At 51.1% G+C, this 15,090-nt stretch carries 10 protein-coding genes; all 10 read left to right on the top strand.

From position 1 onward, the window contains the following. The first annotated feature begins 6 nt into the window (after nt 1-6). The 10 genes from DXB92_RS09880 to rsmA all read left to right on the top strand — a co-directional run bounded on the left by DXB92_RS09880 (nt 7) and on the right by rsmA (nt 15,025). Nucleotides 7-1,188: a phosphoribosylaminoimidazolecarboxamide formyltransferase gene (locus tag DXB92_RS09880; protein WP_021682448.1), complete on the top strand. Its 1,182-nt coding sequence runs from the start codon at nt 7-9 to the stop codon at nt 1,186-1,188. Nucleotides 1,189-1,206: 18 nt separating this feature from the next. Next, nucleotides 1,207-2,487, top strand: a complete 1,281-nt coding sequence (gene purD, locus DXB92_RS09875; RefSeq protein WP_117733743.1) for a phosphoribosylamine--glycine ligase — start codon at nt 1,207-1,209, stop codon at nt 2,485-2,487. A 44-nt stretch (nt 2,488-2,531) separates the two neighbouring features. Beyond that, nucleotides 2,532-4,376, top strand: coding sequence for an excinuclease ABC subunit UvrC (gene uvrC, locus DXB92_RS09870; RefSeq protein ID WP_117733742.1), 1,845 nt, complete (start codon nt 2,532-2,534; stop codon nt 4,374-4,376). Between the two features lie 493 nt (nt 4,377-4,869). After that, nucleotides 4,870-5,412, top strand: coding sequence for a 16S rRNA (guanine(966)-N(2))-methyltransferase RsmD (gene rsmD / locus DXB92_RS09865; RefSeq protein ID WP_021682444.1), 543 nt, complete (start codon nt 4,870-4,872; stop codon nt 5,410-5,412). Nucleotides 5,413-5,419: 7 nt separating this feature from the next. After that, nucleotides 5,420-5,917, top strand: coding sequence for a pantetheine-phosphate adenylyltransferase (coaD, locus tag DXB92_RS09860; protein WP_021682443.1), 498 nt, complete (start codon nt 5,420-5,422; stop codon nt 5,915-5,917). Then, on the top strand, nt 5,914-6,366 hold the full coding sequence (locus DXB92_RS09855) for a vacuolar-type H+-ATPase subunit H (protein ID WP_117733741.1): 453 nt from the start codon (nt 5,914-5,916) through the stop codon (nt 6,364-6,366). Before coaD ends, DXB92_RS09855 begins: the two co-directional genes overlap by 4 nt. 171 nt (nt 6,367-6,537) lie before the next feature. Beyond that, on the top strand, nt 6,538-6,981 hold the full coding sequence (locus DXB92_RS09850; protein WP_021682441.1) for an Lrp/AsnC family transcriptional regulator: 444 nt from the start codon (nt 6,538-6,540) through the stop codon (nt 6,979-6,981). Between the two features lie 171 nt (nt 6,982-7,152). Beyond that, nucleotides 7,153-10,515 (top strand): PD-(D/E)XK nuclease family protein, encoded by a 3,363-nt coding sequence (locus DXB92_RS09845; RefSeq protein ID WP_117733740.1) that lies wholly within the window; start codon nt 7,153-7,155, stop codon nt 10,513-10,515. After that, nucleotides 10,515-14,153 carry a helicase-exonuclease AddAB subunit AddA gene (addA, locus tag DXB92_RS09840; RefSeq protein WP_117733739.1) on the top strand — a complete coding sequence of 1,213 codons (3,639 nt, stop codon included), beginning with the start codon at nt 10,515-10,517 and terminating at the stop codon, nt 14,151-14,153. The genes DXB92_RS09845 and addA overlap by 1 nt, the downstream gene beginning before the upstream one ends. Further along, complete coding sequence (gene rsmA, locus DXB92_RS09835; RefSeq protein ID WP_242986640.1) at nt 14,150-15,025, top strand: 16S rRNA (adenine(1518)-N(6)/adenine(1519)-N(6))-dimethyltransferase RsmA; 876 nt, start codon at nt 14,150-14,152, stop codon at nt 15,023-15,025. The genes addA and rsmA overlap by 4 nt, the downstream gene beginning before the upstream one ends. Nucleotides 15,026-15,090: the final 65 nt, after the last annotated feature.

Raw genomic sequence — 15,090 nt, 5'->3', positions numbered from 1 at the left:
ACTTTCATGGCTAGTGAAATGCAATTAAAATACGGCTGTAATCCGAATCAAAAGCCGTCCCGCATCTATATGGAGGACGGCAGCGATCTGCCGATCACTGTACTGAACGGCAAGCCGGGCTATATCAATCTGCTGGACGCTTTCAATGGCTGGCAGCTGGTATCGGAACTGAAAGAAGCAACCGGCATGTGTGCGGCAACTTCTTTCAAGCACGTTTCTCCGGCAGGTGCCGCAGTTGGTGCACCGCTGTCTGATACCCTGAAGAAGATCTATTTCGTAGATGATCTGGGTGAACTCTCTCCGCTGGCGTGTGCTTATGCCCGTGCCCGCGGTGCAGACCGTATGTCTTCTTACGGTGACTTTATCGCTCTGTCTGACGTTTGCGACGTGCCCACTGCAAAGATGATCCAGCGGGAAGTTTCCGACGGTATCATTGCACCGGGCTATGAGCCGGAGGCACTGGAAATCCTCAAGTCCAAGCGGAAGGGTACCTATAATATCATTCAGATCGATCCGGCATACCGTCCGGCAGAACTGGAACGGAAGCAGGTATTTGGCGTTACCTTTGAACAGGGACATAACTTCCTGAAGATCGACAAGGAAATGCTGTCCAATGTTGTTACCGACAACAAGGAAATTCCGGAAAAATATCAGAGAGATCTGCTGATTTCCCTGATTACGCTGAAGTATACCCAGTCTAACTCTGTATGCTATGTCAAGGACGGTCAGGCAATCGGTATCGGTGCCGGACAGCAGTCCCGTATCCACTGCACACGTCTTGCCGGCAATAAGGCAGACATCTGGTGGCTGCGTCAGCATCCCAAGGTTATGGGCTTGCAGTTCGTAGACGGTATCCGCCGTCCGGATCGTGACAATGCAATTGACGTGTACATTTCTGATGAATATATGGACGTGCTGGCAGAAGGTGCATGGCAGAATACATTCAAGGTAAAGCCGGAAGTGTTCACCAAGGAAGAACAGCAGGCATGGCTGGCACAGAACACAGAGGTTTGCCTCGGTTCTGACGCATTCTTCCCCTTCGGCGACAACATCGAACGTGCTCACAAGAGCGGCGTGCAGTATATCGCAGAGCCGGGCGGTTCGATTCGTGATGACCATGTTATTGCAACATGCAATAAGTACAATATGGCACTGGCGTTCACAGGCATTCGTCTGTTCCATCACTGATCGCAGGAGGAAGACAGCATGAAGATTTTAGTGGTTGGCGGCGGCGGACGGGAACACGCCATCGTCATGAAACTGGCAGAGAGCCCGCAGGTCGAGGCACTTTACTGTGCACCGGGCAACGGCGGCATTGCCAAGTATGCGAAGTGTTTTCCGGTAAAGGCAACCGATATTGACGGTATGGTCAAGCTGGCAAAGGAACTGGCAGTGGATCTGGTGTTTGTTGCACCGGACGATCCGCTGGTACTGGGCATGGCAGATGCGATGCAGGCAGAGGGCTTTATGACCTTTGGACCGAAGAAAAACGCAGCGATCCTGGAGGGCAGCAAGGTGTTCTCCAAGGAACTGATGCAGAAGTATCACATTCCGACTGCGGAATATCGTGTATTTGACAAGCCGCAGGAAGCTGAAGCTTACCTGAAAGAGAAGAACGAATATCCCACAGTTATCAAAGCAGACGGTCTTGCACTGGGAAAAGGCGTTGTCATTGCCCAGAATGAACAGGAAGCTTTTGATGCGATCGCATCGATCATGGAAGACAAGATCTTTGGGGAAAGCGGTTCTAAGGTTGTCATCGAAGAATTCCTGACTGGTCCGGAAGTTTCTGTGCTTAGCTTCACAGACGGCAAAACTGTCAAGCCGATGGTTTCTTCCATGGATCACAAGCGTGCACTGGACGGCGATCAGGGTCTGAACACCGGCGGCATGGGCACTGTTGCCCCGAACCCGTACTACACACCGGAAATTGCACAGCAGTGTATGGATACCATTTTCCTGCCCACCATTCGTGCGATGCAGGAGGAGGGCAGACCGTTCACCGGCTGTCTGTATTTCGGACTGATGCTGACACCCAAGGGACCGAAGGTCATCGAGTATAACTGCCGGTTCGGCGATCCGGAAACACAGGTAGTTCTGCCGCTGCTGGATACCGATCTGGTAGACATTATGCTGGCGATCTGGAACGGTACATTGGATCAGCTGGACATTCAGTGGAAAGACGGCTGTGCAGCCTGCGTAGTTATGGCAAGCGGCGGCTATCCGAAAAAGTATGCTACCGGTCTTCCGATCGCTGGTCTGGACGAAAACGGACAGACTGCAAACTGCTTTGTTTACCATGCAGGCACCAAGCTGGACGGGGACACATTCCTGACAGCCGGCGGTCGTGTGCTGGGCGTTACAGCAACTGCGGCAACTCTGCCGGAGGCACTGGACACTGCTTATGCAGGCGTTAAAACCATTTCGTTCCAAGATGCACATTACCGGAAGGACATCGGACAGCGTGCACTGAAGGCACTGTCTTAATACATTATCAATTGTAATGGAAAATCAACACTCGGAGGCGTTGTATGAATTGTCGTTTACCTGTACTGCGGGAAAAAACTGCAAAGTTAACAACGTCGCCGGGTGTTTATTTGATGAAAGATCAGAAGTCTGAGATCATCTATATCGGAAAAGCAAAGAATCTGAAAAATCGTGTGACAAGTTATTTTCGGGAGTCAGCTGACCATACCCCCAAAGTGGCAAGTATGGTGGAGCATGTATATGACTACGATTTTATTGTCACCGACTCGGAATATGAAGCCCTTGTTCTGGAATGCAGCCTGATCAAACAGCATCAGCCGAAATATAACATTCTGCTGAAAGATGACAAGGGGTATACCTATCTCTGCTTTTCCGAGGAGCCATATCCCAGACTGACGGTAGAGAAAAACAAGAAGAAAGCCGGCACCTATCTGGGACCTTATATGAGTGGCTATGTGGCACGGGAAGCTGCCAAAGAGGCAAACCGTGTATTTCAGCTGCCTACGTGCCGCAAACGTTTTCCGGAGGATTTCAAAAAGACACGCCCCTGCCTGAACTATCACATCAAGCAGTGCATGGGCGTTTGCCGCGGCTGCATTTCGCAAAAAGATTACGCAGAAGTGATTCAGCAGGCGAAAGCGTATATCCAGATGGGCAGCACGGATTCCGTAAAGCGAATGCAGGAGGAAATGGAGCGTGCAGCAGAAGCACTGGACTTTGAACGTGCGGCAATGCTGCGGGATCGGATCGCCGCAGTGACCAAAGCCGGAGAAACCCAGAAGATCATGGACGCGGCTCTGGAAGAAGCCGACGTGATCGCCATGGCGGAACATATGGGTACCCAGTGTGTGTCCATTCTGCGGTATCGCGGCAGACGGCTTTTTGATAAGGAAACGTTCTTTTTTCAGGAAAACGCCTCCCGCGAAGAAGTCATGGACTCCTACCTGACACAGTACTACGAACATCACCGCGGAGAGATTCCCAAAAATATCGTGCTGGAATTTGCCATGCCCGATCCGGAGATGTACGAGCAGCTGTTCACCAATTTTGCCGGCAGACGGGTGCATATCACCGTTCCCCAACGTGGAACGCTGTGCCAGTTCGTGCAGCTTTCCCGCAATAATGCCAACGAAGAACTGGCGATTCGTTTCAACCGGACGGGCAGGGAAGTGCAGGCACTGGAGGAACTGGGAGCCGTGCTGGGATTACCCCAGCCGCCGCAGTATATCGAAGCCTACGACATTTCCAATCTCTCCTCCACCTCTATGGTCTGCGGCATGGTGGTATTTGAAAACGGCAGACCGCTGAAAAAAGCCTATAAACGTTTTCGCATGAAAGAGCATGTCACACAGGACGACTATGCCTGTATGAAAGAAGCCCTGACCAGACGGCTGAAACATTATCTGGCACAGGACGAGGAGGGCTTTTCCAGACTGCCGGACTTGATTCTGCTGGACGGCGGACAGGGACATGTGAACACGATTGCACCGGTAATCAGCGGCTTTGGGTTGCACATTCCGGTGTTCGGCATGGTGAAAGACCAGAAGCACCGCACCCGTGCCATTTCCAGTGCCGGCGGGGAGATCTCCCTTTCTGCCAATCGTTCTGCATTCCACCTGCTGACGCAGATACAGGACGAAGTGCACCGTTACTCCGTAGCGTATATGCACAGCATTCACGTCAAGTCCTCATATCAGATGAAACTGACAAAAGTCCGTGGCATCGGGGAGAAAAAGGCACAGAAGCTGCTGCTCCGGTTCAAGACACTGGTGAATCTGAAACAGGCAACACTGGAGGAACTGGAAACCACTGCCGGCATCAATCGGACAACTGCTGAGGAGCTCTACGGCGTGATTCAGGAGATGACCGGCGGAAATTCTACAGGGTAAATAAAGGCAATACCGCACAAAGAGCGTCTGGCGACTTTGCACGCCATCTGCTTGCAAATTTCCCTTCAGAGCCTGTTTCGTATCTTCCCGCACGCATCTTGCGTGTATATTTTCCGAGATATTTCGGGAAAATACTCGAAAATCCACAAAGGATTTTCTCCGTTTTTCCCTTCATCTCTCAAAAAATCTGACGACGCAATCTGCATACGTCAGATACGAAACAGACTCTCATATTTCACAAAAATGCTCGTGAATACATCAAGTATTCACTCCGCTTTTTGTTTCATCTGACGAAAAATTTGACGACGCATCTGTCGCACAATCTTTGTGCGGTATTGCCTAAAAGCGGTATCGTAAGCTTTGCAAAAAAATACTGGACATTTGCCGCATTTCGTTGTATAATAAAAAGAGTGTGTTGCCCTGGGGAACATGCTTTGAGAAAATCACATGTCATGCGGGAAATCCCCATGACATCTGCAAAGGAGAGATCGGTATGCGTGTAATTGCCGGCAGTGCAAGAGGAAGAAGACTGAAAACATTGGAAGGCATGGACGTGCGTCCGACTACCGACAAAGTGAAGGAAGCCATTTTTTCGGCAATTCAGTTTGATTTGCCTGATGCGGCAGTGCTGGACTTGTTTGCAGGCAGCGGGCAGATGGGAATCGAGGCGTTGAGCCGCGGTGCGGCATCAGTGGTATTTGTAGATCGTTCCGCACGTTCCCTACAGGTGACACGGGAAAATCTGGAATCGGTACAGTTTGCAGAACAGGCACAGCTGCACCAGACAGAGGCACAGTCGTTTTTGCAGTCCACTGCTATGCAGTTTGACATTGCCATTCTGGACCCGCCGTATCGAAAGGGCATGCATGAAAAGCTGCTGCCGCTGTTGGCAGAACATATGGCGGATAATGGCATTGTCATCTGCGAACACGAAACCGGTTTGGAAATGCCCCAGTCTGTAGGCGTTCTGGAACAGAAAAAGCAGAAAAAGTACGGTGCTATTACAGTCACCACCTACATTTGCAGAAGGGACTGAAACACATATGGAACGAATTGCGGTTTGTCCGGGAAGCTTTGATCCCGTTACAGTGGGACATCTGGATATTATCACCCGTGCATCGAAGCTGTTCGATCAGGTGATCGTGCTGGTGTCCAAGAACATCATGAAGAATAACGCCTGCTTTTCGCCGCAGGAACGCAGGGACATGATCCTGTGTGTCACACGGGATCTGCCCAATGTGACAGTAGATATTTCTGACGGACTGCTGGCGGATTACGTCAAAGACGCAGGAGCAACGGCGATCGTCAAAGGCTTGCGTGCGGTGAGTGACTTCGAATACGAGTTCCAGATGGCACTGGCGAACCGGAAACTGTACGCCGGAGCCGAAACCGTCTTTCTGACTACAACTTCAGAGAATATGTACCTGAGTTCCAGCGTGGTGAAACAGATTGCTGCATTTGGCGGTGACATCAGCCACTTTGTGCCGCCGGAAATACTGGATATGATTGTAAAACGATTGGTAAAGGAGAAGCTGTCATGAATATAGAAGAAATTTTAGATGATATGGACGACCTGCTGGATCGTTCCCGCCCGATTCCGTTTGCCGCACATAAGGCTGTGATCGATGCAGACCGCATGCGGGAACTGCTGAATTCTGCACATCTGAATATTCCGGCAGAGATCAAGCGTGCAAAGCTGATCGATTCTGACTGCGACCGCATTATCAATGAAGCCAGAGAAAAGGCGGAAGCAATCATACAGGACGCGGAAACCCGTGCAAGCCGCATGATTTCGGAACAGGCGATTTTGCAGGAAGCCAAAAAGCGTGCACTGGATATGCTGACAAAGGCACAGAACGGCTCCAATGACATTAAAGATGCTGCGGAAAAATACGTCAATCGTTTGCTTGATGAAGCACAGGATTATTTCCGGAACAACTTACAGGAAGTACAGCAAACGAAAGACAAGATTAACAGCGTAAAAAAGTAAGAAAATAAAGAAAAATCCGAAAATTTATATTTTCTCTTATAAATAGACATATCTTTTTGCTATACTTAAATTATGAAAATCATGAAGCAAATTTATGCAGAGATGCACCGGAAAAAGTTTGTTTCATAAGGTTTCTTGAAAAGAAAGCCAAAGGAAGGACGGGATAGATTCATGGATAAAATTGATGCCATGTTAATCACATTGTTACAGGAAAATGCCAGAGCACCATTGAAGCTGCTTGCTTCGAAGGTATTTTTGTCGGCTCCGGCGGTTTCTTCCAGAATCGATAAGTTGGAAAAGCAGGGAATCATTCTGGGATATAATACCGTAATTGACAGGCAGAAGCTGGGCTATCATATTACCGCTTTCATCAATCTGGAGCTGTCGGCAGACCAGAAGTCGGAGTTTTATCCGTTCATTAACAGCTGCCCCAACGTGCTGGAGTGCAACTGCATTACCGGTGTGTACTCCATGCTGATCAAGGTGGCATTTCCGTCCACGCAGGAACTGGATACGTTTATCGGAAAGATTCAGCGTTTCGGAAACACCTCCACCCAGATCGTGTTCTCCACGCCGGTGCCGCATCGGGAAATTATCGTGGAACCGAATTCGTGAGGGCATTTGTAAAAATACGTTTTGTACAGCCGCAGTGTGCGTATCACATTGCGGCTTTTTTGCATTTCTTTGCGGAAAAATTGACTTTTTGCGATTTAGCTGGTATAATAGGAGTGACTCTATTTTTCACGAGCGTGAACCACTTTTTCAATTACGGGAGGTGCATGGAATTTGCTGCATATTCTTATTGGCGGTGCCGGCTGCGGAAAGTCCACATGTCTGATTCAGCATTTGCAGAAGCAGCTGAAGGCAGGCGAACAGATTCTGACTTTGGTGCCGGAGCAGTTTTCCTACGAATTTGATCAGAAACTCTACCGGATCCTCGGACCGGTTGCATTTAACCAGCTGGAAACCCACAGCTTCAAATCTCTGGCACGTGCGGTATTCCAGCGGTTCGGCTGCGTGCCGGACGGCAAGACCAACGCGGACGAACTGACAAAAATGGCATTGCTGTATCAGGCGGTGTTGCAGGTTTCGGAACGGGAGAAAAAATTGCAGCTGTTGGGAAAACAGTGCCGGCAGGCTTCGTTTGTCAGTGAATTGGCAATGATGTTTACCCAGTTTCGCCGCAGCGGAATCCCGCCGGAACAGCTGTACAATTCCAGTGCGGAACTGAACGGCAGATTGCAGGAAAAGATGCTGGACGTGTTTGAGATCTATCAGCGGTATGACCAGCTTCTGGAACAGCACCAGCTGAAAGATACAGAAACGGACTTATCCGAAGCGGCTGCGATTGCCAATGGTCATGATGCATTTCTGGGTGATGTGATCTTTCTGGACGAATTCGAGAGCTTCACAGAAGATGAGTACCAGATGCTGTCTGTGCTGCTTTCGTCCGGCAAGGATTTGTATATCGCACTCCGCATGGAGCATACCCGAAAGGAACCGTTCTCGCTGTTTGCCGCCGTGCAGGAAACATTTTGCAAGATTCAGGATATGGCAAAAAAGCTGCGGATTCCGGTGGAAACGGAAGTGTGCGATACCCCGTACCGATTTCAGGCAGCTGAACTCAGCTGGCTGAACCAACACGTTTTCCGGAATACCCAGCCGTTTTCCGGAGAAGCACCGCACCTGCATATTTTGGAAGCACAGTCGCCCACAGAGGAAGTGGACTACGTCTGTGCAACTATTCGGCGGCTGCTGGCGAAAGATCACACGCTCCGCTGTCGGGATATTGCCGTGCTGTCCAACCAGATGACTGATTACCGGAGCATTCTGGAAACGGCAATGGAACGCTATAAACTGCCTTACTACATGGACGAAAAAGAGTCAATGCTGTACACGCCCTTGCTGGTGTATCTGCATACGCTGCTGGGCATTTTGCGGCAAACCCGTCCGGACACAGAATTGCTGATGCGTCTGGGAAAGACCAGTCTGACTTCCTGCTCCGTCGAAGAAATTTCCGATCTGGAAAACTACTGCTATATGTGGCAAATTGACGGAAAAACGTGGAATACGCCCTTTGCTGCGGGGAATTTTGCATCAGCAGAAGCGGTTCGTCTGAAATTATTGACCCCATTGCAGGAACTGCGGGAAAAACTGAAAGGGCAGCATACCGGTGCGGAATTTTGCAGCATGCTGTACCAGTTCCTGACAGAACAGCAGGTGGAGGAGCAGTTAAACCGTCAGCTGAAAATAATTGCAGATGAGCAGAAACGCATGCAGACTTCCGAGGAGTGGGCACTGGTCTGGAATAGCTTTATCGATATTCTGGAACACCTGTCTACGCTGTACCGGACACTGGAAATGGAATTCTCGGAGTTCAGCACAGTGTTTGCGGCGTTGACCGGCAACATTCAGCGTGCTACGCCGCCGCGGACACTGGACGCTGTGCTGATCTCACAGGGCAGCACCGCACGTCTGAATGCTCCGAAAATCGTTTTCCTGCTGGGTGTCTGTGAGGGAACATTTCCTGCATTTCCCGGCGGCAGCATGGTTTTTTCGGAACGGGACTGCGAATTCCTGCCGGAAGACGTGCGGCTGTCTGTGGCAAAGCCGGCGGAAAGCCAGATGGCAGATGCACGTCTTGCTGCGTATAAGCTGCTGTCCTCTGCCTCCCATGCACTGTATCTGACCTATCCTGTGGTAGACGTGACTCATCAGAAGTGTTACCCGTCTGCGGTGATCGCACAGATACAGCGGACGTTTCCGGAGGCGGAAACCCTGCATCAGAATTGTGCATCGCTGGAACCTTCGTATTACAGCGTGACGATGCATGCGGCGTATTATCAGTATGTGCAGAATTATGCGGCACATAACACCGACACAGCCAGCATAGAACAACTGCTGCTGGATGATGCGTCATTTGCCGAGAAACTGAAACGTCTGGGGAAACTTGCCGAGCAGCGTTCAGAAGATGCCCCGCTGTTTTCGATTTCCAGTCCGGAACTGATGCAGCAATATCTGGGCAATACCATGCAGCTTTCCGCATCTTCGCTGGAACGCTATCAGAAGTGTCCGTTCCGGTATTACTGCAATGACATTCTCCGGCTGTACCAGCGGCAGAAGGTGCAGATGAACGCTGCCAACTACGGCAGCATGGTGCACTATTGTCTGGAACAGCTGCTCCGAAAATACGACAAGAAAAGCTTTCTGGCACTCACTGCGGAACAGCTGCAACAGGAGATACAGACATCTGCGGCAGTGTACTGGCAGGAGAACATGGGCGGTGATTTTTCCAAGAGTGAAAGAGAACAGGCGGCATATCACCACGCTGTAGAAGAAGTTCTGCCGGTGTGCCAGCATTTGCAGGAAGAATTCCGGCAGTCTGCATTTGTGCCGTACTGCACAGAACTGCAAATTTCTTCCGAAAATCCGAACTTTCCGCCAATTTGTCTGCACACCGAGGCGGGACAGACGGTAAAGCTGATCGGTAAGATTGACCGTGTGGACATCTGTCAGGACGGCGACCAGCAGTGGGTGCGTGTCGTAGACTATAAGACCAATGGAAAGATCTTTGAACTGGGAAATCTGCTCTATGGACTGGACATGCAGATGCTGATCTATCTGTTTTCCATTTTGTCAGAAGGAACTGCACTGGCGGGGTCAAAGCCGGCAGGCGTGCTGTATCTGCCTGCCGGAAAGGTGAAGTGCAACCTGAAGCGGGAAGATGCTGTATCACCTGCTGCAAAACGCAACCAGTCCTATCAGATGAACGGCGTTCTGCTGCAAGATGCACACCTGCTGCGGCTTATGGAGAAAAACGGCGACGGCGTGTACCTGAACGGAAAGCTGAATGCCACTGGCGGTCTGGAACTCAACAAAGGCATATTCCTGACGACAGGGCAGATGAAAGGTCTGCGGCAGTACGTACTGGATCAGCTGATATACATGGCAGAACGGGTGTACCGCGGGGAGATCGATGCTCTGCCACTGGATATGGGCAGCAAGACGGTATGTGAATACTGCGACTTCTCCAATATCTGCGGTACAAGCAGCCTTTGCCGGAAACGTCTGCGGCTGGGAAGTGCGACCGTTCAGAAAAGTGAAATGATGAGGATTCTGGAAGAACTGGCAGAGGAGGAAAAACACTGATGGATTGGACAGAACAGCAAAAAGAAGCAATCACCCGACGGGACAGCGGTCTGATCGTTTCTGCGGCAGCGGGCAGCGGAAAAACATCGGTGCTGGTGGAACGTCTGCTGCGGATTCTGATGGACGAATCACCGGAGAACAAAGTTCCCGCAGATCATATGATCGTGGTAACATTCACCAATGATGCGGCAGCAGAAATGCGTTCCCGTCTGTATCAGGCACTGGATCAGAAATTGCAGGAACAGCCGGAAAATACGTGGCTGTACCAGCAGCAGATCCGCCTGCAAAACGCCCATATCTGCACGATCAGTTCTTTCTGCTTTGAACTGATTCGGGAAAATCTGGGCGATCAGGGGATCACCGCAGGCTTTCGCATCTTGAGTGAAACCGAAAGCAAAATGATGACTTCCAAAGCGGCGGACGTGGTACTGAACCAGTGGCACACAGACCGTGCAGAAGATATGCAGCTGTTGTGGAACAGTTTCTGTGAAAAAGACGACACCGATCTGGAAAGGCTGCTGCTGGAACTGCACAAGTTTTTGGGCACAGTGCCGTTCCGTGAAAACTGGGTACAGCAGGTGCAGCAGGAACTACAAAAGCCGCTGGAGGATTCTGCCTATTATCAGATGCTGTCGGCAGGCATGGAACAAAATCTGCAAATGATTCTGCGGCTGGCAAATGAAGCGGCAGATACTGCTTCGGAACTCTACGAATCTGTTACGGATAACAAGGCGTTGGCGTGGATCGAAGCAGACGTGCACATGCTGGAGCAGACGCTCCGCATGGTGCAGCAGGAATCAGATGCAGAAAAACTGCTGGAACCTTACGCAAAGCTGAAACAGGAACGGACAGGGAAAAGATTTTCCAGCAGCAAAAAGGGCTTGCTGAACGAAGAAGCCCTTGCACGTGCCAAATCACTCCGCGAAATGTATAAAGGCATGATAGAAGATGTGGCGTTGCAGATAGAAACCATTTACCCCTATACGGCGGAAGATCTGGCACAGACGGCACAGCTGATGCCGCTGCTGCTGGAACTGGAAGAACAGATTTCCGCGGAAATCTGGAAAGAGAAAGTGCGGCAGAATGCCTTGTCCTTTGACGATGCGGAACGCATGGCACTGGAACTTCTCGCAGTGCCGCAAAAAGACGGCAGAATTTTTCCGTCCCCGCTGGCAGAGGAGTTGCAGGCATACTATCAGCTGATCATGATCGATGAATATCAGGATTCCAACAACAAGCAGGACGATATTTTCAAGCTGCTCTCCCGCAATTGCGTTGAACCCCAGACCAGAGCCTTACGTTACGGGGAAAACGTTTTTCTGGTAGGCGATGTCAAGCAGTCGATCTATCGGTTCCGCCTGGCAAATCCGCAGAACTTCAGTGATGCCATTGCCTCTGCCGGAAAGCCGGACAGCGTGTGCAATCCCATTGTACTGAACCAGAATTTCCGAAGCGTTCCTGCGATTCTGAACTTTGTCAACTTCGTCTGCGGCAACCTGATGACGGGATCCTGCGGCGATGTGACCTATAACGAAGCGGAGGCGTTGTATGCCGGCTCTGCTATTTCCGAGATCCTGCCGAAAGAGCAGCAGAAAGTCTGCGTGGCAGTTCTGGAACCGGATAAAGAATACGATGCAGAAATGACTTATGTCGTTCGGAAAATCCGGCAGATGATTGCAGAAAATGCACCGGTGGTGCAAAAGGACGGCACAACTCGCCCCTGTCAGTATCGGGATTTCTGCGTGCTTCTGCGAAATAATGATACCTGTGCGGCATATGCCCACGCTCTGGAAGAAGCCGGCATTCCGGTGCAGAGCCCGGAGGAAAAGGGCTATCTGAAAGCACGGGAGATCAGCATTCTGATCGACATGCTTCGTGTGCTGGACAATCCTACACTGGATACGCCGCTGGCGGCAGTGATGCTTTCTCCGATGTTCTGGTTTACGCCGGAAGAACTGATGCAGATTCGTATGCTTGCCAAAAAGTCCAAGCTGTTTCACGCGGTGCAGATCGCCATTGGTGTGGCAGAAGAGTCCGCATCGGAAAAGCTGGATTCAGTATTGGTGGAGAAGTGCCGGCATCTGTATGACACCGTACAAAAGCTGCGGCAGGACTCCGGCATGATGACGCTGGAATCTCTGATTCGGCGAATCTATGACACCACGGATTTCCTGTCTGTAATGCAGCTGGCAAAAGACGGGGAACGAAAGCGGGCAAATCTGCGTCTGCTGCTGCAATACGCCAAGCAGTATGAGGAGAACACCGATGCATTTCACGGCAGTGTTTCCGGCTTTCTGCGGTATATTGACTGGCTGCTGGAAAATAACGATGACTTTCAGCAGTCGTCCGTTTCCGCCGGTGCGGAAAACGCTGTGGCAGTAAAGACCATGCACGGCTCCAAAGGACTGGAATATCCCTTTGTATTCCTCGGCAATCTGGAAAAGGCTATGAAGCACAGGGACGGCGAAAAGAGTGCCCTGTTTTCCGAGAGAGGGCTTGCCGGATTCTGCGTGAAAGACCCGACGACCTATGTCCGTGCCAAAACTGTGCCGTTTGCAGTTTTGTGCCAGGAAGGTGAAAACGCCTACAAAAGTGAAGAACTGCGTCTGCTGTATGTGGCAATGACACGTGCAAAACAACAGTTGTTCCTGCCGCTGGAATGGAAAAAATCCTATCTGGGGAAAAGCGGCTGTCTGACCAAGTGCAGTGCAATGATCTTGCCGGAGGGGAAACTGCCTGTCTATCTGGTACAGTCAGTGAGCAGCATGGCACAGTGGATCTGGATGTGCCTGTTCCTGCGGCATGATGCGGAATTGGCAGATGCATGTAATTTCCCGCCGCAGTACTGGAAAACGCCGGCGTGGAGCGAAAACCTGCAAATTGCCTATGAATTCGAACTGCCGGAGGAAACTGAAACGGAAGAATTGCAGGCAGAGGTGACGGCTCCGCCGGACGAGGAAACACTGGAAGAATTGCGTCGGATCACGGCGTTCCAGTATGTATCGCCGGACTGCGAACGGGAGTCCCTGCTTAGCGTTTCGGCAATTCAGGAGGCAAGACAAAATCGTGCTCCTGTCTGGAAACGTCCGGATTTCCGGCAGAAAGAGGGCAGGCTTACCGGTGCGGAACGGGGTACAGCAATCCATACCTTTTTCCAGTACGCCGATTTCCGGAAAGCGGAAGCCGATGTTCCTGCGGAAATCCGGCGGCTGCAAACATACGGCTTTTTGACACCGGAGCAGGCGGCTGTCGTAAAGCCGGAGATTCCGGAAGCATTCTTCCGCGACCAGCTGTATCAGCGGCTCCGCCGTTCCCGCATGGTACTGCGGGAAAAGAAATTTCTGGTGCAGTGTCGGGACTTGCAGGCATATCCGGAAGCTGCGGCGATCCTGCACCGCTATGAAAACTCCGACAGTATCCTGAAAGGTATCATAGACCTGGCATTTCAGGAGGAGGACGGCTTCGTGCTGGTGGACTATAAGACCGATACCGTTTCTTCGCCGGAGGAACTGGCGGACAGCTATCGGGAACAGCTGCTGCTGTACCGCGGTGCATTACAGTGCATCACGGGAATGCCGGTGCGACAGTGCTATCTGTACAGCACACATCTTCAGAAAAGTATTGAGGTAAAATCATGATGATCAATTTAACAGATATGAAAACCGTCCGTTCGATTCTGGGACGGCACGGGTTTCACTTTTCCAAGAAGCTGGGGCAGAACTTTCTGATCGACTCCTCTGTCTGCCCGCGAATCGCCGAGGAGGGCAACGCTGCGGCAGGTTATGGTGTGCTGGAGATCGGTCCGGGTATCGGCACCCTGACACAGCAGCTGGCACTGCGTGCCGAAAAGGTGACTTCCGTGGAACTGGACCAGCGGCTGCTGCCGATTCTGGAGGAAACTGTCGGGGAATTCGAAAACCTGCACATTCTGCACGGCGATATTTTGCAGTTCGACGTGCCGCAGCTGCTGGAACAGGAATTCGCTGGTCTGCACGTGGCAGTCTGTGCCAATCTGCCGTATTACATTACCACGCCGATCCTGATGCACCTGCTGGAAAGCGGAGCAAACATTGATTCCATTACGGTAATGGTGCAGAAAGAAGTGGCAGAAAAATTGCAGGCTCCGGTGGGTACCCGCAATTCCGGTGCGATCACTGCCGCGGTGAACTATTATGGAACAGTAGAGATGCTGTTTACTGTGCCGCGGGACAGCTTCCTGCCGCCGCCGAATGTGGATTCTGCTGTCATTCGCATCGATGTGCAGAAACGCTATGCCGACCAGACACGCGATCCCCAGCACTTTTTCTCCATGCTGAAACACGGTTTTTCCCAGCGGCGGAAAACGCTGGTGAATGCACTGTCCGCAACGATGCACTATGAAAAACCGGTTCTGCTGGAAGCCCTGCATGCCATGGAACTGCCGGAAACGGTACGTATGGAGAACCTGACCATGGAGCAGCTGGTGGAGCTGAGCAATCGGTTGTCCGGAGCAACTGCGGAAAAAGTGTAAATTTTTCGGAAATTGCAGAAAAGCACTGGACAAGAGCCGGAAAATGTGGTATACTAGTAAAAACC

The organism is Ruminococcus sp. OM06-36AC, assembly GCF_003438725.1.
Lineage (GTDB): Bacteria > Bacillota > Clostridia > Oscillospirales > Ruminococcaceae > Ruminococcus_C > Ruminococcus_C callidus.
The sequence above is the reverse complement of the archived record's forward strand: the minus strand, read 5'-3'. Positions and strand labels throughout refer to the sequence as shown.